The 22,758-nt window shown below is 60.8% G+C and carries 18 protein-coding genes and 6 pseudogenes; 15 read left to right on the forward strand and 9 right to left on the reverse strand.

The genetic code is table 11. From position 1 onward, the window contains the following. Nucleotides 1–159, reverse strand: coding sequence for a YqaE/Pmp3 family membrane protein (locus tag P3R82_RS01465; RefSeq protein WP_183900974.1), 159 nt, complete (start codon nt 157–159; stop codon nt 1–3). Between the two features lie 83 nt (nt 160–242). Here P3R82_RS01465 and rhaI point away from each other — a divergent pair, with 83 nt between their 5' ends. Then, entirely contained in the window at nt 243–1,535 is a 1,293-nt protein-coding gene (rhaI, locus tag P3R82_RS01470) for an L-rhamnose catabolism isomerase (RefSeq protein ID WP_283192724.1), read from the forward strand. A 52-nt stretch (nt 1,536–1,587) separates the two neighbouring features. Here rhaI and P3R82_RS01475 read toward each other — a convergent pair whose 3' ends face one another. Next, on the reverse strand, nt 1,588–2,631 hold the full coding sequence (locus P3R82_RS01475; RefSeq protein WP_283192725.1) for an SMP-30/gluconolactonase/LRE family protein: 1,044 nt from the start codon (nt 2,629–2,631) through the stop codon (nt 1,588–1,590). Between the two features lie 469 nt (nt 2,632–3,100). Between P3R82_RS01475 and P3R82_RS01480 the strand changes: the two genes are divergently transcribed. Next, nucleotides 3,101–5,047: a methyl-accepting chemotaxis protein gene (locus P3R82_RS01480; RefSeq protein ID WP_283192726.1), complete on the forward strand. Its 1,947-nt coding sequence runs from the start codon at nt 3,101–3,103 to the stop codon at nt 5,045–5,047. 149 nt (nt 5,048–5,196) lie between these two features. Here the strand turns inward: P3R82_RS01480 and P3R82_RS01485 are convergent, their stop codons facing one another. Then, complete coding sequence (locus P3R82_RS01485) at nt 5,197–5,406, reverse strand: hypothetical protein (protein WP_183900971.1); 210 nt, start codon at nt 5,404–5,406, stop codon at nt 5,197–5,199. 130 nt (nt 5,407–5,536) lie between these two features. On the opposite strand from P3R82_RS01485, the pseudogene P3R82_RS01490 reads away from it, so the two are divergent. The 7 genes and pseudogenes from P3R82_RS01490 (at nt 5,537) to P3R82_RS01520 (ending at nt 11,209) form a co-directional block, all read left to right on the forward strand. Then, nucleotides 5,537–6,161, forward strand: a pseudogene (locus P3R82_RS01490) (TetR/AcrR family transcriptional regulator). Between the two features lie 78 nt (nt 6,162–6,239). Continuing rightward, nucleotides 6,240–6,428: a hypothetical protein gene (locus P3R82_RS01495; RefSeq protein WP_283193473.1), complete on the forward strand. Its 189-nt coding sequence runs from the start codon at nt 6,240–6,242 to the stop codon at nt 6,426–6,428. 291 nt (nt 6,429–6,719) lie between these two features. Further along, nucleotides 6,720–7,160: a disulfide bond formation protein B gene (locus P3R82_RS01500; RefSeq protein WP_283192727.1), complete on the forward strand. Its 441-nt coding sequence runs from the start codon at nt 6,720–6,722 to the stop codon at nt 7,158–7,160. Then, on the forward strand, nt 7,157–7,810 hold the full coding sequence (locus P3R82_RS01505; RefSeq protein ID WP_283192728.1) for a thioredoxin domain-containing protein: 654 nt from the start codon (nt 7,157–7,159) through the stop codon (nt 7,808–7,810). The genes P3R82_RS01500 and P3R82_RS01505 overlap by 4 nt, the downstream gene beginning before the upstream one ends. Nucleotides 7,811–8,318: 508 nt before the next feature. Continuing rightward, nucleotides 8,319–8,540, forward strand: a complete 222-nt coding sequence (locus P3R82_RS01510; protein WP_283192729.1) for a copper ion binding protein — start codon at nt 8,319–8,321, stop codon at nt 8,538–8,540. Next, on the forward strand, nt 8,537–10,618 hold the full coding sequence (locus P3R82_RS01515; protein ID WP_283192730.1) for a cation-translocating P-type ATPase: 2,082 nt from the start codon (nt 8,537–8,539) through the stop codon (nt 10,616–10,618). The genes P3R82_RS01510 and P3R82_RS01515 overlap by 4 nt, the downstream gene beginning before the upstream one ends. Before the next feature lie 160 nt (nt 10,619–10,778). Beyond that, a pseudogene (locus P3R82_RS01520) lies at nt 10,779–11,209 on the forward strand (helix-turn-helix domain-containing protein). A gap of 319 nt (nt 11,210–11,528) precedes the next feature. On the opposite strand, the pseudogene P3R82_RS01525 reads toward P3R82_RS01520, so the two are convergent. Continuing rightward, nucleotides 11,529–12,223, reverse strand: a pseudogene (locus tag P3R82_RS01525) (L,D-transpeptidase). Nucleotides 12,224–12,584: 361 nt separating this feature from the next. Between P3R82_RS01525 and P3R82_RS01530 the strand changes: the two are divergent. Continuing rightward, nucleotides 12,585–12,752, forward strand: coding sequence for a hypothetical protein (locus P3R82_RS01530; RefSeq protein ID WP_283192731.1), 168 nt, complete (start codon nt 12,585–12,587; stop codon nt 12,750–12,752). 98 nt (nt 12,753–12,850) lie between these two features. On the opposite strand, the pseudogene P3R82_RS01535 reads toward P3R82_RS01530, so the two are convergent. From P3R82_RS01535 to P3R82_RS01545, 3 genes and pseudogenes are all read right to left on the reverse strand, one after another. After that, nucleotides 12,851–13,989, reverse strand: a pseudogene (locus P3R82_RS01535) (mandelate racemase/muconate lactonizing enzyme family protein). Nucleotides 13,990–13,999: 10 nt separating this feature from the next. Beyond that, entirely contained in the window at nt 14,000–14,908 is a 909-nt protein-coding gene (locus P3R82_RS01540; protein WP_283193474.1) for a dihydrodipicolinate synthase family protein, read from the reverse strand. Between the two features lie 13 nt (nt 14,909–14,921). Then, nucleotides 14,922–15,632: a GntR family transcriptional regulator gene (locus P3R82_RS01545; protein WP_283192732.1), complete on the reverse strand. Its 711-nt coding sequence runs from the start codon at nt 15,630–15,632 to the stop codon at nt 14,922–14,924. 129 nt (nt 15,633–15,761) lie between these two features. Here P3R82_RS01545 and P3R82_RS01550 point away from each other — a divergent pair, with 129 nt between their 5' ends. The 5 genes and pseudogenes from P3R82_RS01550 (at nt 15,762) to P3R82_RS01570 (ending at nt 20,972) form a co-directional block, all read left to right on the forward strand. Next, on the forward strand, nt 15,762–17,357 hold the full coding sequence (locus tag P3R82_RS01550) for an ABC transporter substrate-binding protein (RefSeq protein ID WP_283192733.1): 1,596 nt from the start codon (nt 15,762–15,764) through the stop codon (nt 17,355–17,357). Between the two features lie 24 nt (nt 17,358–17,381). Continuing rightward, entirely contained in the window at nt 17,382–18,443 is a 1,062-nt protein-coding gene (locus P3R82_RS01555; RefSeq protein WP_283192734.1) for an ABC transporter permease, read from the forward strand. Between the two features lie 4 nt (nt 18,444–18,447). Continuing rightward, a pseudogene (locus tag P3R82_RS01560) lies at nt 18,448–19,360 on the forward strand (ABC transporter permease). Further along, nucleotides 19,353–20,200, forward strand: a pseudogene (locus P3R82_RS01565) (ABC transporter ATP-binding protein). The pseudogenes P3R82_RS01560 and P3R82_RS01565 overlap by 8 nt, the downstream one beginning before the upstream one ends. Nucleotide 20,201: 1 nt before the next feature. Next, the gene (locus P3R82_RS01570) at nt 20,202–20,972 is read left to right on the forward strand and encodes an ABC transporter ATP-binding protein (protein ID WP_283192735.1); all 771 of its coding nucleotides are present in this window, start codon (nt 20,202–20,204) and stop codon (nt 20,970–20,972) included. Between the two features lie 74 nt (nt 20,973–21,046). On the opposite strand, the gene P3R82_RS01575 is transcribed toward P3R82_RS01570, so the two are convergent. Together P3R82_RS01575 and P3R82_RS01580 are read right to left on the reverse strand one after the other, a co-directional pair. Beyond that, nucleotides 21,047–21,871, reverse strand: coding sequence for an ATP-binding cassette domain-containing protein (locus P3R82_RS01575; RefSeq protein ID WP_283192736.1), 825 nt, complete (start codon nt 21,869–21,871; stop codon nt 21,047–21,049). Continuing rightward, complete coding sequence (locus P3R82_RS01580; RefSeq protein WP_283192737.1) at nt 21,871–22,755, reverse strand: ABC transporter ATP-binding protein; 885 nt, start codon at nt 22,753–22,755, stop codon at nt 21,871–21,873. The genes P3R82_RS01575 and P3R82_RS01580 overlap by 1 nt, the downstream gene beginning before the upstream one ends. Between the last annotated feature and the right edge of the window lie 3 nt (nt 22,756–22,758).

Consider the following 22,758-nt stretch of genomic DNA (forward strand, 5'->3'; position numbering starts at 1 on the left):
TTACTTCCGCAGGATCACCCATATCGCATGGATGATCCCCGGAACGTATCCGCACAGCGTCAGCAGTATGTTTAGCCAGAAATGCAGGCCGATTCCGACCTGCAGGAATACGCCGACAGGTGGCAGGATGATCGCGAAAAGAATGCGTATGATGTCCAAGGTCGCCTCGTCATTGATTTAGCATTTCACGCATCGAAACGCGGACAGGAGCCGTTTGGTTCGATGCGAAGAGGGAGGAACCGATGGCCGAGCCTAAAATCGCGCATGATGTGATTGCGCAGGAAAACGACAAGCGCGCATCCGCGCTCAAATCCGATTACGAGGCGCTGGGCGCCAATCTTTCGCGCCGTGGCGTCGACATTGAAGCGATCACGCGCCGCGTCTCCGAATTCTTCGTCGCCGTTCCGTCGTGGGGTGTCGGCACCGGCGGAACGCGCTTTGCCCGTTTTCCCGGCACCGGCGAACCACGCGGGATCTTCGACAAGCTGGACGATTGCTCCGTCATCAACGAGTTGACCCGCGCCACGCCGAACGTCTCGCTTCACATTCCGTGGGACAAGACCGACGTCAGGGAATTAAAGGCGAAGGGCGATCAGCTCGGCCTCGGCTTCGACGCGATAAACTCCAACACCTTTTCCGACGCGCCCGGCCAGGCCCACTCCTACAAGTATGGATCGCTCAGCCACACCGACGCGGCAACCCGCGCGCAGGCGGTCGAGCACAACATCGAGTGCATCGAGATCGGCCAGGCGATCGGCTCCAAGGCGCTGACCGTGTGGGTCGGCGACGGTTCCAACTTCCCGGGCCAGAGCAACTTCACGAGGGCCTTTGAGCGCTACCTCACCTCGATGGCCGACATCTACAAAGCGCTGCCCGACGACTGGAAGCTGTTTTCCGAGCACAAGATGTACGAGCCGGCCTTCTATTCGACGGTCGTGCAGGACTGGGGCACCAACTACCTGATCGCCCAGACGCTCGGCCCGAAGGCGCATTGCCTTGTCGACCTCGGCCACCACGCGCCGAACACCAATATCGAGATGATCGTGGCCCGGCTGATCCAGTTCGGCAAGCTCGGCGGCTTCCATTTCAACGATTCGAAGTATGGTGACGACGATCTCGATGCCGGTTCGATCGAGCCTTACCGCCTGTTCCTCGTGTTCAACGAACTGGTCGAGGCCGAGCAGCGCGGCGTCAACGACTTCAATCCGGCCCACATGATCGACCAGTCGCACAATGTCACCGATCCGATCGAAAGCCTGATCAACAGCGCCAACGAAATCCGCCGCGCCTACGCGCAGGCGCTGATCGTCGACCGCAAGGCGCTTTCCGGCTTCCAGGACGAGAACGACGCGCTCATGGCGACCGAAACCCTGAAGCGCGGTTATCGCACCGATGTCGAGCCGATCCTCGCCGAAGCCCGTCGCCGTGCTGGTGGCGCCATCGATCCGATCGCGACATACCGCGCCAGCGGATACCGCAAGAAGGTCGTCGCCGAGCGCCCGGCATCGGTCGGCGGCAGCGGCGGCATCGTCTGAGGTCAGAAGCTTGATCGAGCCGTCGCGATAGCCGCGACGGCTCGCATTTCAATCACACCGCGCCGCGCGTCTCGACGTAGAGCGCGTAGAGCGAATGGCTGCTTGCCATGAACAGGCGGTTCTTCTTCAATCCGCCGAATGCGAGGTTCGGGCACCGCTCCGGTAGGCGGATGAAGCCGATGGCCTTGCCCGCCGAATTGAAGACCTTTACGCCATCCAGCTGTTCCGGCTTGGCGGCGGCGGTGCCGTTGCTTCCCCATCCGCACCACAGATTGCCGTCGACGTCCACCCGGAAGCCATCGAGGCCACCATTGTCATCAGCGGTGACGAGCGCCGTCTTGTTGCTGAGCGTGAAGCCGTCCTTGCCGACATCATAGCTCCAGATGATACGGTACGGCTGCGCACGGCCCTCGACGATATAGAGCTTCTTCTCGTCTGGCGAAAATGCCAGTCCGTTTGGACCCTTGAGCTCATCCGTCACCAGCCCGAGCGAGCCGTCCGGCGCGATGCGGTAGACCGAGTGCGGCAATTCCGGCGTCGCCTTCTCGCCTTCCCATTCGCCGGAGATGCCGAAAGGCGGGTCGGTGAACCAGATGGAGCCGTCAGACTTGCAAACGATATCGTTGGGCGAATTCAGCTTCTTGCCCTTGTAGTTGTCGGCCAGCACCGTAATCGTTCCATCGTATTCGGTGCGGGTCACGCGGCGTGTCAGATGTTCGCATGTCAGCAGGCGCCCCTGTCGGTCGCGCGCATTGCCGTTTGAGAAATTGGACGGGCTGCGGAAAACGCCCCATGCGCCGGTGGCTTCGTCGTAGCGCATGATGCGGTTGTTCGGGATGTCGCTGACGAGCAGGTAGCGGCCATCGCCAAACCAGACGGGCCCCTCCAACCAGCGACATCCGGTGGCGAGCTGTTCCACCGAGCTGCTTCCCAGCCTGTATTTGGTGAAGCTTGGATCCAGGATTTCGATGGCCGGATCGGGATAGCGCGCGTTCGGCTTGAAATCGATCGATTGTCCGGCCGCGGCCTTCGGCAGAACGGCCCCGGCCAGCGCGGCTCCGGACATGGCAATGATGTTACGGCGTGTGTAAACCACTAAGCATCCTCAATATGACTTGTTTCAAATCGGCTCGCCAGGGTGGCGGCTCGCGATCAAGGTAATGATCGCGCCCATGTAGGGTGACCTATGCGTGTGCCGCAACAATACTCTTCAGGCACTTGCCCAACTGGTTAACCAGCGGTCACCGTAAAGCCACAGCCCGCGTCGCTTGCTTGTGAACAACATGAATCGAAAAATTAGATTGAATAAATATATACTTACGAGATGTCGTCGGAAGACTTTGACAAAATTCAAATCCGCAGTCGATTCTATCCGGATGTGTTTTCAAAAGTCAGATTTCCTTAAGAGTAAGCGCCTAGGTTGAGGTCGCCGGGTCGAGATGAGCAGTCGATCCACCGCGCATGATGCGTTGTCCCAAAGTTTCAGAATTCATTTCACTTGCGTTTGACCTGCACTCATTCGCAGGCGTCGCCGTGCAGTCTCATCACGATTTACAAGGTGCATCATGTTGAAAAACCTTAAGATAAAAACCAAGTTCCTTATTGCTATCGCCATGCTCGGCCTCGTTTCCATGGCGGGCCTGCTCTATCTCACCGATAGATTCAGCGCCGCCAATCAGCAGTATACCGGCTTTCTTCAGAACGAGAGTCAGGCTGCGACCTTCAGCGCCCGCGCGGCAGCTGGCATCTGGACATCCACGACATGGCTGAGCCGCGCCGTCGCGCAGGAGCCTGGCTCTGCTGCCTTCAACGACATCTCCAAGCGCTTCGCGACCGAATTCGCCGGCGCCCGCCAACGCCTTGCACAGGTTCCCGAGTTGGTTCCGAGCCGCAAGGCCGCGATCGATGAGTTGCTTGCCGGCGCGGACGCCCTGAAGTCGCTCGGCGATCAGCTTCTTGCAGCACGCGCCGCCGGCAATGCAGCCGAGACGCAGCAACTCGCCGCGAAGCTCGACGACATGATCGTCGGCCTGTCACCCAAGTTCGGCGCGAACAACAAGGCAATGGCCGATCTGCTGGCCGAGGGCGGCAGCGGGCTGTCGGCGTCCGTTTCATCGACCATCCTTCGTACCCTTGTCGGCCTTACCCTTGGCGTCGTCGCGGCCATTGCGCTTGCAATGATCATCGCCCAGAAGGGTGTCACGACACCGATGGCGAAGCTTCGTCAACGCATGGAAACACTTGCTTCCGGAGAGACCGGCGAAGACGTGCATGGCCTCGACCGCCGCGACGAGATCGGCCAGATGGCCGCCGCCGTCGCCGTGTTCCGCACCAACGCAATCGACCGGATGCGTATCGAACAGCAGGCCGAGGCCACCCGTTCGATGAGCGATAGCGAGCGCCTTGAGCGCGAGGCCGAGAAGGCAGCGGAAGCAGCCAACCTGCATCGGGCGGTCAAGGCCCTTGGCGGCGCGCTGGGCGATCTCGCCAATGGCGACCTCAACTGTCAGATCGATACGCCGTTTACCGGTGACCTCGACACGCTTCGTCAGGACTTCAACGCCGCGGTCTCCAAGCTCAACAACGCGCTCCAGGCGGTCGGCGCCAACGCGAGCGCCATCAGCGCGGGGTCGAGCCAGATCCGCGCCTCCGCCGATGACCTTTCCAGGCGTACCGAGCAGCAGGCTGCTTCCGTTGAGGAAACGGCCGCGGCGCTGGAGGAGATCACGACGACAGTCAAGGACGCGGCCGGACGCGCGAACGATGCCAGCCAGCTTGTCGCCAAAACGCGCGAGGCCGCCGAACGCTCCGGCGAGGTGGTTCGCAACGCTGTAACCGCGATGCATCTTATCGAACAATCCTCGAACGAGATCAGCAACATCATCGGCGTGATCGATGATATCGCATTCCAGACCAATCTCCTCGCACTGAACGCCGGCGTTGAAGCCGCCCGTGCCGGCGACGCCGGCAAGGGTTTCGCCGTCGTTGCTCAGGAAGTGCGCGAGCTCGCGCAGCGCTCGGCGCGCGCCGCCAAGGAGATCAAGGCATTGATCACCGCTTCGGGTTCCCAGGTGGAGTCCGGTGTGGAACTCGTCGGCCAGGCCGGCAAGGCGCTGGATGCGATCGTCGCCGAAGTCCAGGAGATCAACCGCCATGTTCACGCGATCGCCGAAGCGTCGCGCGAGCAGTCGCTTGGCCTGCAGGAAATCAACACCGCTGTGAATGCCATGGACGAAGGCACGCAGAAGAACGCCGCTATGGTCGAGGAAACGACCGCGGCCAGCCACAGCCTTGCGCAGGAAGCCACGGCGCTGTCCCAGCTAATGTCCCAGTTCAAGCTGGACGGAGGCACCGTTGCCGACCAGGCGCGGCCGAGCCTTGCCAAGCCGACGGCGATGACGGGCAACCACGGTCCCGTCGCATCGCCGGCGCGACAGCTCGGCCAGAGGCTGACCAACGCGTTCCGAGGTAACGCCGCGGTCAAGCAAGAGCCTGAATGGTCTGAGTTCTGATCCGGATCGCCTGGAAACGGAGCCCAGCGGGCTCCGCTTCTCCTGATGCACGGCCCGTTCCGCGCCCAATCACATCGATCACGACAAGACAAAAAAAGCCGCCGCCATTAAGGCGACGGCTTTCGGGGGGGGCAGGGAAGCCCAAGGCGTCAGCAGTAGCTGCAAACGGCAGCAGGATTGGTCTTGATGACGTCGATGAATTTCTTGACCGGGTTGACGCGCTGTTCGCGTTTCACCGCCGCAGTCTCCAGAAGTCGCTTGAAATCTTCAAGCTTCACGCCGTCGGCGCGCATCACCATGGCGATCAGGGGGTCGCGAAGGGCTTCGGATATCGTCAGGTCGTCTCTGGTCTTTCTCATGGCTCAGTCCTCCTTTCGTGGGCGGTCGCCCGTGTTCCACTCCGGCTTCGCTGCCCTCTCGGCATTGACTTCCGCGATAAGTGGTGTTACCGGTAAGTAACAATGCATTTGTTACCGATCGGTCACATGGATGTCAAGGACATTGTCCGCAGAAAAATCAAAAACTTCGACAGCTCTGCTGCCAGCGGGTACCGATGAAAAAATCCCTCCCCGGGAGCGCATCGTCTCGACCGCGGCGGAGCTTTTCCGTGAGCACGGGATTCTGCGGCATCGGTGTCGATGCGATTGCCGAAGGTGCTCTCACGAACAAGATGACGCTCTATCGGCACTTCGGGTCGAAGGACGAACTGGTATGCGAAACCCTGCGCCGCGCCTCCGAGAAGGCCGAGGCGATCTGGCGCGAGCTGGAAGCCACGCATCCCGATGACGCACGCGCACAGCTGCTCGCTTGGATCGAGCTCAGGACACAGAGCCTTTGTGGCGATCACGTCGGCTGCGACCTGGCCAATGCGGCGATCGAGCTCAAAGGGGAGGGGCACCCCGCCTATGGCGTTATCGAGCGCCATAAGGCGGAGGAGCGCGACAGGCTGGAAGCGCTCTGTCTCGCCGCCGGCGCGCGCGAACCGCAGCTGCTGGCCGACACCTTGACCCTGCTTCTGGAAGGCGCCCGCGTCACCCGTCAGTCGATGGGCAAGGACAACTGTTGTGGCCATTTTTCCAAAGCCTGCAACGCCGCTGTCGCCGCCTTCGCTTGAGCGCGGGCTCCGAAGCTTGGAACTTTAGTGAGGGGAGCTCGTTTTCAACCAGATGTGGAAACACGGTTGAGCGAGACGATGAATCACATTTATCTCCATCGCCTGTATGCCAAACGGGCGGAGCTTGAAGCCAAGCTTGAACTCTATGATGCACGAGATTGCTTCGGCGACGAGGATGTCAACGACGGCACGGACCGTGAGTTGCGCTCAAGAATAGACGAAATCTCGGCGGAGATCGATATGCTCGAACACTCCCGAGCCGGATGATGCCGACCTCCAGTAACGTCCTGTAGTTGTCGCATCGACCGTGATGTGACCATGGCGTTACGGGGGCGGTCTTTAACAGGTTTACCGCAGATTCCCCGCTTAAATGTGCGGTTCGATCGCTGGTGTGCTTTCAACAGCCATTCAAGCGCGAGGTAGGCTCCACACTGTCTGTGGAAAAGCATCAAAATATGCTGTTTTCCTTCGATGCGTCGCTATTCGGGAAAATGCCCACTTGACCCTTTAGTTGGTTGAGGGTGCATGATTGAAGAGTATGCATTATTCGGACATTTCATGAGCATTTCGACAGAACGACAAGAAGAGGGCGGGTGGTCGACGCTTTTCTTCGCATGGGCAATTGCACTTGCAGCGACCCTCGGCGCGCTTTTCATCGGTGAGATCATGGGCCAGGCGCCGTGCATTCTGTGCTGGTACCAGCGCGCATTCATGTTTCCGCTGGCACTGGTTTTGGCGGTTGCCGTGATACAGGCCGACCGGAATGTCTGGCGTTACGCATTGCCTCTCAGCGGCGCAGGCCTGCTGGTCGCTGTCTACCATGTGCTTCTCTACTATGGCTTCATTCCCGAGGCTATCGTTCCCTGTGGCAAGGGCCCGTCTTGCAGTGACGCGAAGATGACAATCTTCAATGTGGTGCCGCTACCGGTGCTGTCACTGTTCGCATTTTCCGCAATTTCAATTCTTCTCCTTATTGGCCGAAGGGAAACCGTTCGATGAAACGCCTGCTTGTCGTCACCGCTACGGCGCTTAGCGCGCTCGCTCTATTTGGAGGCGGTGCCTACTATTATTCCGCCACGCAACAGGAGGTCGCGGCGGCTGTCGTCGCGCCGGCGGATACACTTGTCCGCCCCCATTCGCCTGTCCTGGGCAAGGTGGAAGCGCCGGTCACCATCGTGGAATTCTTCGACCCGTCCTGCGAAGCCTGCAGAGCGTTCTTTCCGCTCGTGAAAAATATTCTCGCCACCTACCCCGATGACGTTCGGGTCGTTCTGCGATATACGCCGTTTCATGAAGGGTCCGACGAAGCAGTGCGAATACTCGAGGCTGCTCGCAATCAGAACAAGTTCGAACCTGTCTTGGCCGCCTTGATGCAAAGGCAGCCGGAGTGGGCCGTGGACGGCCAGCCTGATTTGAAGAAGGCGTGGGCGATCGCGGGTGATGCGGGCTTGGAACTGATGGGGGCTCGCCTCTACAGCGTCAAGCCAGAGGTCGAGCAGGTGCTCCAGGCAGATGTCGCCGATGTCAAGTCGAATAACGTCCAGCAGACGCCGACCTTCTTCGTGAACGGCAAGCCACTCGTCAATTTTGGACCGCAAGGCCTGATGGACCTCGTCAAGAGCGAGGTCGACAAGTCAAAGGGAAGTTAGAAATATAGTCGTCGAACGACAGCGCCGTTTCGGGCGCTGTCGTTGTCGATCTAAGGTCAAACACACGTCAGGCGCCGTAAATTGGAAGACATTTACGGCGCCGCTTGATTTGATCACCGCATTGCGCCGTGATCCTGGGGAAGCTCTACGCCACTGCGGCAACATGTGAAGCAATCCTCATCGGGCAGCAGACGGAGCGCGACAAGACGTGTCCACATCCCAAGCTCATACCTAACATCCTTCACATCAATATAATGGGTAGCTCGCTCTACGAGGCGGAGGGACGGAGATATCTCGGATTCTCCCGGCCGGGGAAGGGTGCGGAAGCCGTCCGGCGAGGCTCGTTCAGGCCGCCACGCGTTGAGTGCTTCAATTGCGAAGCCGCCAAAGAGACCATCGCCCGGAAATTCTGCAAAGAAAAAATCAAAGCCCCTTGACTCTGTAGTTACTACAGACACCACATTGCCTTCACAAGCTCGAAGTGAGCTGATGTAAAAGGAGAAATATGGTGTCCGGAACGACCAAGACGATCGAATTCAAAATCGAAGGCATGGACTGCGGCCATTGCGTCAAGCAGATCGAGGCCGCTGTCGGTGGCTTGCCTGGGGTTGAAGCGATCAAGGTTTCGCTTGCGACCAACAGCGCCAGCGTCACCCTCCACCCGGAGCAGATTTCCGAGGGCACAATCTTCGAAGCGGTCGAAGATGCCGGCTTTGATGTGCCACGATGAGTACGCTCGAGCTCCCCATCGGCGGCATGGATTGCGCCGCCTGCGCGAAGAAGGTCCAGAGAGCGCTCAAGAAACTCCCCGGCGTCGAGAACGTCGAGGTGCTCCTCAATGCGGAGAAGGCGATCATCGATCTCGACCCGAAACTTGTCAGCCGTGACAAGCTGAAGGAAACGGTCCTGAAGGTCGGCTTCACCGTTCCCGCGCCGAAATCCGCGGACGTTCCCTACTACGTGAAGGAGGGCAACAACCTCCAGAAACAGCTCTTCATTGCGCTTGGCATCCTGTTCGGCGTCATCCTGCTGCTGGTCGTCGGCGGCGAGGCGCTGGGCATCTTCGAGGCCGTGACGGAAATGGTGCCGCTCTGGGTGGGTACCCTGATCGTACTCGCGTTCGGAGCGACGATCTTTTTTGACGTCATCAAATCGTTGATGCGCTTCGAGATCACGGCTCATACGCTGATGACGGTCGGGGCCACCGCCGCGCTGGTGACCGGGCAGTGGGATACCGCTGCCGTTGTCGTCTTCCTGATGCGGGTCGGCGTCTATATCGAGCGGTTCACCAGCGAAAAGGCGCGTGGCCTGTTGCGTGAACTGCAGGCCATGGCGCCGACCAAGGCGCGCGTCGAGCGGAATGGCGACGAAGTCGAGGTGACCATCGACCAGGTTGTGGTCGGCGACATCGTTATCGTGCGTCCCGGTGAGCGTGTTCCGGTCGATGGTATCATCCTCGAAGGTCAGGCGACTCTCGATCAGGCCGCGATTACCGGCGAAAGCATGCCAGTGGAAGCCGAAACGGGCGACAAGGTGTTTGCCGCGACCATAGCCAAGCTCGGCTATGTCAAGCTGCGCGCTGAGGGCGTCGGCCGTGACACCACCTTCGGCCGCACGGTCAAGCTGGTCGAGGAGGCTGAAGCCAATCGCGGCGAAGTACAGCGCATCGCCGACAAGTTCAGTGGCTGGTACCTGCCGATCGTCGCGGCGATCGCTGCGCTCACCTACGTGATCAGCGGCAATGTCATGGCCGTGGTTGCGGTGCTCGTCGTTGCGTGCTCGTGCTCGTTCGCGCTTGCGACACCGATCGCCATGATGGCGTCCATCGGCGCGGCCGCGAAGCGCGGCCTCCTGATCAAGGGTGGCAAGTATATCGAGGCGATCAAGTCGGCCGACGTCGTTCTCGTCGACAAGACGGGAACGCTGACCACGGGCAAGCCTAACGTCACCGATATCGTTTCGCTCGACGGCACCACGGAAAGCGAACTGTTGCAGCTCGCGGCGACGGCCGAGCGGCATTCGGAACATCCCCTGGCGGAGGCCGTTCGTGCGCATGCCCGCGACAAGGGGCTGCGCCCGGGTGAACCGGAACGCTTCGAGGCCATTCCAGGCAAGGGCATCCGTGCCGTCATCGCCGGCCGGACGATCGAGATCGGCAATCGCCGCCTCGTTCCGATGTCCGACGAGGATAGCGCGGTCGCGCGCCTTGAATCGGAAGGAAAAACGCTGCTGATCATGTCGATCGACGGTCGTCCCGCCGGCATACTCGCGGCCATGGACACGGTGCGTCCGGAAGTCGGCAAGGCGATCGACGAAATCCGCAAGCTCGGCATCACGCGGATCGAGTTGCTGACCGGCGACAACGAGCGTACGGCCGCAGCGATTGCCGGCCCGCTCGGCATCGGCTTCCAGGCCAATCTCCTGCCCGAGGACAAGATCCGCGTGGTCCGGGAAAACCAGGCGAAGGGTCACCGCGTGGTCATGGTCGGCGATGGCGTCAACGACGCGCCGGCTCTTGCGCAGGCGGAAGTCGGCATTGCCATGGGCGGCGGCACTGATGTCGCGATGGAGGCCGCCCATATCGTGCTGATGCGCGAAGACTGGGGCCTGATCGCCGATGTCTTCCGCATCGCTCGCCGGACGATGGGCGTGGTCAAGATGAATATCGCCTTCACCGCGCTTTACAATCTCGCCGGTCTTTCGCTGGCGGCCACCGGCGTCATCCCGCCGATCGTCGCCGCGTCGCTTCAGGCGGTGCCAGATATCGGCATTCTGGCCAATTCGTCCCGCTTGATCAAACAGAAGTAGTTAAGGATCGATTGGACATGCGGCGCGCCGGTACTCGGCGCGCCGCATGTTGCGTTGAGCGGCGCATATCCCGAAGTGGCTATGGAAATCTTCTGATCGGCCGGATTGCCCAAGGCTCTCTTCAGCGGTACAACCATGTATCAGCTACAGGGATATGAAGATGAAGAACCGTTCGCTTGCCATCGGCGCCTTGGCCAAAATGACGGGGACAAAAGTCGAGACGATCCGATTTTATGAAAAGAGCGGTCTCTTGCCAGTGCCGGAGCGAACCGCGGAAACTATCGCTCTTATGGGCGATCGGACCTCAACCGTTTAAGCTTCATTCGAAGGGCCCGAGATCTCGGCTTTTCGCTCGATCAGGTCCGGGCTCTGCTTGATTTGTCCGACGAGAAGGACCGCTCCTGCGAAGCCGTCGACGCGATTACGAGAGAACATCTCGTGGAGGTTCAACGCAAGATCTCTGATCTGAGAGCATTGCAAACCGAACTCGACCGGATGTTGGCGATGTGTTCCTGCGGAACTGTCGCTGAATGCCGGATTATCGAGACGTTGTCTCCCGAACGTGATCCCGAGGTCTCCGCGGCGCATTGACGCCATACCGTGGGCGAGAAACACCTGAAGGAACCGCGCCGCGATTGCCGCAGGCTTCAAGTGCGACGTTCAGATGCAGACGGCTAAAGTGCCAGGCTAATCTGAAAGATCGCCGTTTTCTTGCTTTATGACGCTGCCGGAAAAAGAAGCGCCGGCACGGGTAGAGCCCGTGCCGGCTTTGGTCTGATTATCGGTCGACCGCGACCGTGGCGTCAGACTCACCTGAAATTTGTCAGGCGAGCGCCGCGCACAACATCCGGCCAGACGACGCTGACACGATATTGCCGATGGTCTGCCGGAGATCGGCAGACGATCTTGATCACTGGCGAACGATGATCTTCGCCTTGTACGGAACCCGGGTGTAGAGGTCGATGACGTCCTGGTTGAGCAGGCGAACGCAGCCGGAAGAAACCGCCTTGCCGATCGAAGACCACTCCTTGGTGCCGTGAAGACGATAGAGAGTGTCCTGTCCGTTCTGGAAGATGTAAAGCGCACGAGCACCGAGCGCATTGTCGGGACCCGGCTCCTGGCCGCCGTTTTCGACCGAGAACTTGGCGAGTTCCGGCTGGCGCGCGATCATTTCCGCCGGCGGCTTCCAGCGCGGCCACTTCTGGCGCCATTGGATCACGCCTTCACCGCTCCACGCGAAACCGGCGCGGCCCAGGCCAACGCCATACCGCATCGCGGTGCCGCCCGGCTCCACGACGTAGAGGTAACGGGATGGCACATCCACGATTACAGTTCCAGGCTGTTCGCCGGTCGTGTTCTCCACGCGCTGCCTGTAGAGGCGCGGCTCGATCTGCTTGTAGGGAATGGCCGGAAGCTGGAAACCGCCGTCTTCCATGGCGGCGTAGCGGGTCGCGAGTTCGGCTTCGCTGGGAGGGCCAACCGGTCGCGGCTGAGCCGCGGGATCGGGGCTTGCGCAGGCACGCTGGTGCAGCCTGACAGGGCGAGAGGAACCGTCGTCATGCCGAGCAGCAGGCCGCGGCGAGTGATGAGAGATTTTTCGTTCATGATCAAAGTGGAACCCTGTAGGATCTGGATTTCGTGAGCGACAAGCCGTCTCCGGCCGTCAGAAAACTCGGCTTTCTCGTGGAAAACCCCGTTCGTCACTCCATGGGATACGGCCAATGAAAACCGCTCATCGAAATTATGCGCAGGCGGCCGTATTGGATCTCTTCTTCTGCAACTTGATACAAGCCGGCAGTGGAAAGCGGAGCTGGCAAATGTGCTGAAGAATCGTCCAACGGGATGTCCAAATGCGAAATTTCGATCGCGCTATTGCTAAGAGCTCTAGTGGGTTTAGCTTCAAGCGAAAACTGCTGTTTTCTCTACACAATCGCATCGTTTTTTACAGGAGATGCACAACGGCCACATGCGCCCTGATGTCGCGGTAGCGGGCCTTGACGGCTACATCGCCTCCAAACGGGTGGCCGCACCGTTCGATACCACGTCGATCTCATCTGCGTTGCGCCAAAAGCTAAACGGAAATGACTGGATTTCTGGGGATTTACAGCGAGAATTGAGCCGGGGATATGTCTGATCTCGATAAATTCGAGACCAAAATCGGGCACGGGCAACCATTCCGGATCGAGCCTCGGCTGCAGCGCGTTCGCGCGCCGCAGCCAGATGCGAAACTTCTCATGGATAGGCCGTCGCACCATCCGGTTTGCGGGTGATCTTCCGCTCCCAGTGGATGTAGTCCTCGCTCTGCAGCGCCTTCTCGTCGATCTCCAGGCCCCAGCCGGGCCGATCGGGCCGCAGTACTTGTGGCCGTCGACGGGCATGTAGGGATCCGCCGCCCAAGGAGCGTGCACGTGCGGCTTGAACTCAAGCACCTTGAAGTTCGGCTGGGCCGCGCAGAAGTGGATGTTTACCGCGGTTGCCAGCGGCCCCATGGGGTTATGCGGCGCGACGGTCACGTAATGCGCCTCTGCGATGGCTGCGATGCGCCGCATTTCGCTGACGCCGCCGACGACACAGATATCCGGCTGGATGATGTCGGCGCCGCGGGCAGACAGCAAGGATAGGAATTCGAAGCGCGAATAGAGCGATTCACCGGTTGCGAGCGGGACGGTGACCTTCGACTTCAATTCCGCCCAGGCCGGGATGTGTTCCGGACGGATAGGCTCCTCGTAAAATAGCGGATCGTTTGGCGCGATGGCGGCGGCGAGCTGGACAGCTTGATAGGGTTCGAAGATCTTCGCATGAGCGTCGAAGGCATAATCGAAATGCGACGGCGTGATCTCGCGGATCTTGCCGAACCAGTCGCCAGTCTCCTTGACGAGTTCACCCCAGCGGCCGACATGCAGATCGCGGCGATAGGGGCTGAGCTTGAAGGCGGTGTAGCCATATTTCTCGTTCAGTTCGAGCGACTGGTCGCGTGCGGCTTCCGGGTCCGGCGCGGTATAGACGCCGCAGTAGACCTTGACGCGGTCGCGCACATTGCCGCCGAGCAGCATGTAGACAGGCAGCCCGGCGGCCTTGCCTGCGATGTCCCAGAGCGCGTGATCGATCGCTGAAATCGCCGCGAGGCCGAGTGCGCCTGGCGGAAAGCGGCATTGCTGATTGAGCTTGAGAACGAGAAATTCCACGCGGCGTGGATCTTCGCCCTCGATCTGGTGAAAGAGGTAATCGAGAAGGGGCGGCAGCGCCCAGTCCGGGCCGTGGTTGTAGCACTCGCCCCACCCGGAAATGCCTTCGCTGGTTTCAATTTTGAGAAGCAGGCGAGGGCGGTCGTCCACGCGCTGCATGTAGGTCTTGATGCCTGTGATATGCATGGGATCTTCCTCAGGCCGCGCGGCTCTTTTCGGCGACATTGTCGACGATGGCGCGCAGGTCCGCGCGTTCGGCTTCGGTCAGGCTCTCGACACCGGGGACGCGGACGGGGCCAACCTCGGTTCCAAGCATGCCGAGCGCTTCCTTGACGACGGTGACATTGGCGCCGTTGAGATATTTGGTGCGCAGTGCCTCGAAGCCGGCGATGTCATCGATGAGCGCGCGAGCCGTTGCGTAGTCACCCTTTTCCAGCGCCTGATGGATGGCGTGCGAGCGCTCAGGGAAGACATTGACGAGGCCGGAGGTGAAGCCGCGAGCACCCATGGCATAAAAGGCCGGCGCCCAACCCTCGGCAAGGCCGCAGACCCAGATCGCCGGCGCGTCCTTGTTCGCGCGAATGACTTCGGCAAGCAGCATGAGATTGCCTGATGCGAACTTGATGCCGGCGATATTCGGGTGCAGCGCCAGCTTGCGGAAGTCGGCGACGGAAAAGGTGTCGCTACGCACATAGGCGATGACGGGAACGGTGCTGGCCTCGGCAAGCTCGAGGAAGTAGCGCGCCTGGTAGCTTGGGCCGGCAAAGGGGTCCATCGGATGATGGCCCATGATCGCATCGGCGCCCTCGGCGATGGCATCGCGGGCAAGTGCCTTGGCTTCGGTCAGCGATCGACCGACTGCAGCGCTCACCAACGACTTGCCGCCAGCGGCCTTGATCGTCGCGGCGTGGACAGCGCGCACTTCGTCCATGGTCAGGGTGAAGAACTCACCGGTATTGCCGGCGGCCATGAGATTGTGGACCCGCGCATTGGCGAGGCGGGTGATCAGAGCCGAGAGCTTGGCGATATCGACACTGCCATCCGCTTTGTAGGGGGTCACGGGCACGCCCGATATGCCCGTCAGGGCCTTGCGGATCTTTTCCATTGCCTCGGTCACGTCAGATGTCCTCCTTCTTCTTGAACACGATGTTGAGGTAGGTTTCGCCGGAACGGACGACATGGTCGCGCATCACGCGTTCGGCCTTGTCGCTGTCGCTGGAGATGATCGCGGCGGCGATGGCGGCATGTTCGGCCAGCGCCTTGCCGCGCTCGAGCGGATCGGAATGGATGACGCGGCGGATGCTGCCGTCGTAAAACTGCTGCCGTTCGATCATGCGCGAGAGATACTGGCACCGCGAGGCGATGTGGATCTGCTCGTGAAAGGTCTCGTTGAGCGAAATCAGGTCGTCGGCCACGCCGTCCTCGGTCGCCTTGCGCATGAGGGCGACGATGTCGTCCAGCTTGCCGGCCTCGGCCTTTTCGATGCGCTTGGCCGCAAGGTGGGCGATCATCGATTCCAGGGCTGCGCGCGCCAGGATCATCTCTTCGGCCCAACCCGCGTTGAAACGGATCAAGACCCCGCGACGCGGAAGCGTTTCGACCAGCCCTTCCGCCTCGAGCTGACGCAGAGCCTCCTTGATGGGGGTGGTGCTGACGCCGAGCTGCTCGGCGAGCTGGCGTTCGTTGACGCGCTCGCCCGCCGCGAAGCGCCCGGAGAGGATCGCCGTCCGCAGGCTCTTGTGCGCATGGTCGCGCAAGGTCGTCAAAAACCGCGGGTCGATCTTCTCGATGCGGTCCGCGCCAGCCTCCGTCGATGCCTCTTTTTGCATGTCCCGAAAATTCCCCCGTTGACGGCAAAATCGTTTTGTGAGATCTGATATACCAGATTTCAGATCGATGTCGATATGAAAATTCGCGTTCGGGGCGAGGTCCGGCGCACCAGGGAGGAGAATAGGACGATGAAAAGACGCAGTTTTCTGATGGCCTCGGCCATGGTGGCATCGACGTTCGCCATGCCGCTTACCGTCGAGGCGGCAACGCCCAAGGACCAGTTGGTGATCGCCACCAACATGTCCTCCATGCGCGGTCTCGATCCCAACGAACTCAATCAGCTGGAGTCGGCGGAAATCGTCGCCAACCTCTATGAGCGACTGATCGTCCTGTCGGCCGACGAGATCACCAAGCCGCAGCCGGGCATCGCCGAAAGCTGGACAGTGTCCGACGACGGCAAGACCTTCACCTTCAAGATCCGCTCCGGCGTCACCTTCCATTCCGGAAATACACTGACCGCCAAGGATGTGGAGTGGTCGCTGCGTCGCCTGGTAAAGCTCGGCCTGGCGCCCTCGGTCGATCTTCGCCAATGGGGGATCACCGACAAGAACGTCGATGATCTGATCAAGGCGACCGACGATTCGACCGTCGTCCTGCAGACGCCGGAGGTCTGGAACCCCAATCTGATCCTCTTTTCGCTCGCCAGCTTCTCCACCTCGATCCTTGACAGCCAGCTTCTCGCCAAGAACGAGAAGAACGGCGACATGGGTCGCGAGTTCCTGCAGACCAACGACGCGGGTTCCGGCCCCTATTCGCTGAGAACCTGGCGCGTCAACGACCTCCTGATCGCCGATGCCTTCACGGATTACTGGCAGGGCGCGCCGAAGATGCGCCGGGTGGTCCTTCGCCACATGCCGGAATCGTCAGGCCAGCGTCTTCAGCTGGAGGCCGGCGACGTCGATGTCGCTACGCGTCTCTCCTCCACCGATCTGGCGGCGATCGAGGCCGGCGGCAAGGCCGATGTCCAGAAAACGCCGGGCTTCGGCTTCTACTACCTGGCGCTCAACCAGAAGGACGAAATCCTCTCCAAGCCCAAGGTCCGCGAGGCGTTCCGCTATCTGATCGACTATGACGGCCTCGCCAACACGGTCATGAAATATTATGGCATCAAGCAGCAGACGATCATTCCAGGTGGCCTGCCGGGTGCCAGCACCGATAATCCCTACAAGCTCGATATCGACAAGGCCAAGCAGCTCCTGGCGGAAGCCGGCTATCCGGATGGCTTCTCCAAGGTCTATTACGCAACGCCCGTTACGCCGGAATACGAAGTTGCCCAGTCGCTGCAGGCGAACGCGGCCAAGGCCGGCATCAAGCTCGACCTTCAGGGCGGCGACCACATCGGCAAGTTCCGCAACCGCGAATTCGAGATCTTCTCGGCGCGCACCGGCGAACGTCTGCCCGACCCGCACGCGGTACTGGCGTCCTATGCGACGAACGCGAACAATGCCGACGATGCGAAGCTCTCCGGCCTGATCGCATGGCGCTCCGCCTGGGAGGTTCCGAGGGACATCCAGGACATGGTCACGGCGGCGGCGCATGAGACCGACCAGCAGAAGCGCGCCGATCTCTACGCCAAGATCAACAAGGCCTATCTCGACGCTTCGCCGGCCCTGATCACCTCCTTCCAGCGGACGGACGCGAAGGCGGTGCGGAAGGAAGTCAAGGGCTATGTCGGACATTCGACCTGGCTCACCCGTTGGGACACCGTCTCGAAGGGCGAGTAAGCCCTTCCTGTCGAGGAGAATGACGTGAGTATCTCACAGACATCCGCAAAAGCGCCGACAGGCGGACATGCCGCGCTCGGCGCGCTGCGCAAGGTGACGGCATCCTTTGCCGTCATTCTGACAACGCTGCTTGGCCTGCTCGTGATCACGTTTGTTGTCGGCCGCATGGTGCCCGCCGATCCGGTCATTGCCGTGATTGGCGACCAGGCCGATCAGGAGACGTATGAGCGCGTCTACAAGGAGATGGGGCTGGATCAGCCGCTTTATGTGCAGTTCGGCACCTATCTCGGCAACGTCGCGCAGCTGGATTTCGGCCAGTCGCATGTGACGAAGAACCCGGTCGCCAGTGATCTTGCCCGCGTCTTTCCGGCCACGCTGGAGCTCGCCACGCTGGCAACCATCATCGGAGCGGGATTCGGCATTCCGCTCGGTATCATCTCCGCTGTCCGCAAAGGCACATGGGTCGATCACCTTGCGCGTGTTGTCGGTCTGCTCGGGTATTCGACGCCGATCTTCTGGCTGGGAACGATCGTCATCCTCGTCTTTTATGCCAAGTTCGGCCTCATACCCGGTAGCGGCCGTCTTAGCGTCTATAACGAGGGACTGGTCGAAGGGCCGACCAATTCGATCCTCGTCGATGCGATCCTCGCCGGCGAGTGGGAAGTCTTCTGGGATGCGCTACAGCATGTGGCGGCTCCGGCGTTGATCCTCGGTTATGCCGCGATGGCCTATCTCAGCCGCATGAGCCGCAGCTTCATGCTGGAGCAACTGCGGCAGGAGTATGTGCTCACCGCCAAGGCCAAGGGCCTTGGACAGCAGGCGATCGTCTGGCGCCATGCCTTCCGCAATATCCGCGTGCAGCTGCTGACGATCGTGGCTCTCGCCTATTGCGGCCTGCTTGACGGCACGGTTCTGATCGAGACGGTCTTCGCATGGCCCGGCCTCGGCCAGTATCTGACATCGGCGCTGTTTTTCGCCGACATGAACGCGGTGCTTGGCAGCGTACTCCTCATCGGCATCATATCGATTGCCATCAACCTCTTGTCGGATCTGACCTATCGGTTCCTCGATCCGCGCACCCGGTGACATCATGGCGACACGTTACTTCAACGATCTGCACAATTGGCTGATCAACGAGGAGTTCTCCTCGACACGCCAGGCACGCCTCCACAAGGCATATGTCCTCTGGCTGAACCTGCTCGCCAATCCATTGGCATTCGCCGGCTTTCTGGTCGTGCTGATGCTGGTTCTGATCGCCGTCTTCGCGCCGCTGCTCGCCAATCACGATCCGATTGTCCAGGATCTGACGATGGCGCTGAAACCGCCGTCATCGGTCAATTGGTTCGGCACCGACGAATTCGGCCGCGACGTCTATTCGCGCCTTATCTACGGCGCGCGCACAACGCTCTATATCAGCATCCTGGTCACGGTCATCGTCGCGCCCATCGGCTTCGCGATCGGCGCGACCGCCGGTTATCTCGGCGGCTGGGTCGATGTCATCCTGATGCGCATCACCGACATCTTCCTGTCGTTTCCGAGCCTTGTGCTGGCGCTCGCCTTTTTCCGCGGCACTCGGCCCGGGGATCGAGAACGCGGTGATCGCCATCGCGCTCACTGTCTGGCCGCCGATCGCACGCCTGGCGCGCGCCGAAACGCTGACATTCCGCGCCGCCGATTTCGTCGTCGCGGCGGAGCTGCAGGGCGCCGGAATGGGACGCATCCTGTTTCGACATATCGTGCCGCTCTGCGCGCCGTCGATCATCGTTCGCCTGACACTCAACATGTCGAGCGTGATCCTGACGGCCGCCGGTCTCGGCTTCCTCGGGCTGGGCGCGCAGCCGCCAATGCCCGAATGGGGCGCCATGGCTGCCTCCGGCCGGCAATATCTTCTCGACGCCTGGTGGCTGACGACGGTTCCAGGCATCGCCATTCTTCTGGTCAGTCTCGCCTTCAACCTGCTCGGCGATGGGCTGCGCGACATCATGGATCCCCGCAATGCTTGAACAGTCAAAGCCGATCCTTTCGGTCAACAACATGTCGGTGCAGTTTCCGACGCTGTCCGGCGTGGTGAACGCCGTCAAGAATGTGAGCTTCGATGTTGGCCGCGAGAAGGTCGGCATCATCGGCGATCCGGCTCCGGCAAGAGCACGACCGGGCGCGCGATCATGCGGCTGCAGCCGGGCTCCGCCCGCGTCGTTGCCGATGAACTGCGCTTCGAGGACGTTGATCTTCTGGCCGCCAGCGAAGCCGATATGCGCGCGATCCGCGGCCGCCGGATCTCGATGATCCTGCAGGACCCGAAATATTCGCTCAATCCTGTGATGACGGTCGGCGAGCAGATCGCCGAGACCGTCATCCTGCATGAGCGCCTTGGAAAGAAGGCCGCTCGGGAGCGCACGCTTGCCATGCTGGAGAGGGTGAATATCCGCGACCCGCAGCGCGTCTTCAATCTCTACCCGCACGAGGTGTCGGGCGGCATGGGCCAGCGCATCATGATCTCGATGATGCTGATCTCGTCGCCCTCGCTGATCATTGCCGACGAGCCGACGTCGGCGCTCGATGTGACCGTGCGCCAGCAGGTGCTGTCGATCCTCGATGACCTGATCACCGAACGCAATATCGGCCTGATCTTCATTTCGCACGATCTCAACCTTGTAAAGAGCTTCTGCGACCGCGTCGTCATCATGTATGCGGGCCGGATCGTGGAAACGATCGAAGCCGCCAGGCTCGACGACGCAACTCATCCCTATACACGCGGCCTTCTTGAGGCACTGCCAAGTCTCGACCATCCCAGGGATCGACTGGAAGTGCTGAAGCGTCAGGCAAGCTGGGCGGAGGCGTGAGATGTCGATCATATCGGTAAACGATCTCGCCGTATCCTTCGGCAGCGGCAATGACTTCAAGCAGGTGGTCAAAAGTGTCGCCTTCGAGGTCGCATCCGGCGAGACCTTCGGTCTCGTCGGCGAGAGCGGGTGCGGCAAGTCGACGGTGCTCGGCGCGCTGGCGGGACGCATCAAGGAATGGAACGGGTCGGTTTCGATCGATGGCGACGTGGTCGGCCCGAAGCGGTCCCGCGCGCAACTCGCAAAGCAGCAGATGGTGTTTCAGGACCCGTTCGGCTCCCTGCATCCGCGCCACACGATCGGACGCACGCTGTTGGAGCCCCTTGAAATCCATGGGCTGGATCGGAGGCAGGAGCGTGTCGAGCAAATATTGCGTGACGTCGGCCTGCCGCCGGGTTTCCGGCATCGCTTCCCACATCAGCTCTCCGGCGGGCAACGGCAACGCGTGGCGATTGCCCGCGCGCTCATCCTTGAGCCGAAGATCCTTCTGCTTGACGAACCGACATCGGCGCTCGACGTTTCGATCCAGGCCGAAATCCTCAATCTCCTGAAGGATCTGCGTGAACGGTCGAAGTTGACTTATATTCTCGTCAGTCACGACATGGCTGTCATCGCGCACCTCTGCAACCGCGTCGCGGTCATGCAGGACGGCGTGTTTGTAGAGATCGCCACGCGTCAGCAACTCCTGGAGGGCAGCGTCCGGCATTCCTACACAAAGACGCTGCTTGACGGGAGCAGGGGATATGTCGCTCCCTCCAGGCTGAAGACATGAGAGGATTCTCTTAGCTGCGTCGGTTAGCGCGGAGAGGAAGGGAACCGAAAAACATCATCCGGATGCCTGATAACTCAGGCGGTTACCTTTTGCCGGAATGGTGAGCGGTCAGGATCGGGATCCGGCATCGCATCCAGCAGCATGCGTGTATATTCGTTCGTCGGCCGCTCGAAGATGTCCTCGACCGGTCCGCTTTCAACCAGCTTCCCGCGGTAGATCACAGCGACGTCGTCGCAAATATAGCGGATGACGCCGAGATCGTGGCTGATGAAGAAATAGGTCAGCCCCAACTCTTGCTGCAATCCGTGCAGGAGATTGAGGACGTCCGCCTGCACGGAAACGTCGAGCGCCGAGGTAGGTTCGTCAAGGATGAGGAATTCCGGTTTGACGGCCAAAGCCCGGGCAATACCGATACGCTGACGCTGGCCGCCGGAAAATTCGTGTGGGTAGCGGAACAGGTGTTCTGCTCGCAGCCCTACCTGCAAGAGCAATTCCAGCACCCGTTCGGTGCGTTGACGGGAGGTCATCGGCATGATGTCACGATGAATGACCAGCGGTTCGGCGACGATGTCGTGGATCGTCATGCGCGGGTCGAGCGAGGCGTAGGGGTCCTGAAAGACGATCTGGAGACGGGCGCGCAGGCGGCGCATCTCCGTCTGCGTCAGCTTCGCGATATCGGCGCCGTCATAAAGGATAGTGCCGGATGTCAGTGCTTCCAGCCGCAGGATACAGCGCGTCAGCGTCGTCTTGCCGGAGCCGGATCTGCCGACCAGGCCGAAGCTTGTTCCCTTGCGCACCCGCAAGCTGACATCATCAAGCGCGCGAAAACCTTCGGTATGACCAAACAGGCCCTTGCGCTGGCCCGGAAAGATCTTCGAGACATTGTTGATCTCAAGCATTACTGAACCTCCGGCATGACGCCGCCAAGGCCGCGCAGCTCGCCGCGCTTGGTATGGGCTGTCGGAATGGAATTGAGGAGGGCCTGGGTATAGACGTGAGCGGGCCGTTTCAGCACTTCCGTCACCGACCCGCGCTCCAGGATACGGCCGCGATACATCACCGCGACATGGGAGCAAATCTGCGCCACGACGCCTAGATTATGAGTGATCATCAGCACGCCGATGTTGCGCTCGTCGACGAGATCATGGATCAGCTTCAGGATCTGCGCCTGCACCGACACGTCGAGCGCGGTCGTCGGCTCGTCGGCGATCAGCAAGTCCGGCTTGCCGATCATCGCCATGGCGATCAGGACGCGCTGGCGCATGCCGCCGGAAAACTGGTGCGGGTAATCGTGGATGCGCTCGGCGGCTTTCGGGATGCCGACCTTGTCGAGCATGTCCACCGCCACCCGCTTTGCCGCCTTCTTCAGATCACGGGACGAGGCACCCTGTTCAAGGCCGAGCGCGGTCGGGTCGGCCTGGCCAGCATGCAGCGCCACATCGACCAGCTGCGTGCCGATACGGAAGACCGGGTTGAGGTTGGTTGTCGGGTCCTGGAAGATCATGCCGATCTTGCGGCCGCGCAGCGCGCGCATTTCCTTTTCGCCGGCCTTCAGCACATCGCGGCCTTCGAACTCGATCGAGCCGGCGAGATAGCGGCCGGTTGCCGGCGGAATGAGGCGCGAAACGGAGAGGCCGGTGAGCGATTTGCCGGAGCCGGTCTCGCCGACCATGCCCCAGATCTCGCCGCGTTCGACCTTGAGGTCGATGCCGTGGAGGATCTGCGTCTCGCCCTCGAAGCTGCGCATGGAGAGATTGAGGTTCTTGATGTCAAGGAGTGTCATGTC

This window comes from Rhizobium sp. AN80A (assembly GCF_030053015.1).
Taxonomy (GTDB): domain Bacteria; phylum Pseudomonadota; class Alphaproteobacteria; order Rhizobiales; family Rhizobiaceae; genus Rhizobium; species Rhizobium metallidurans.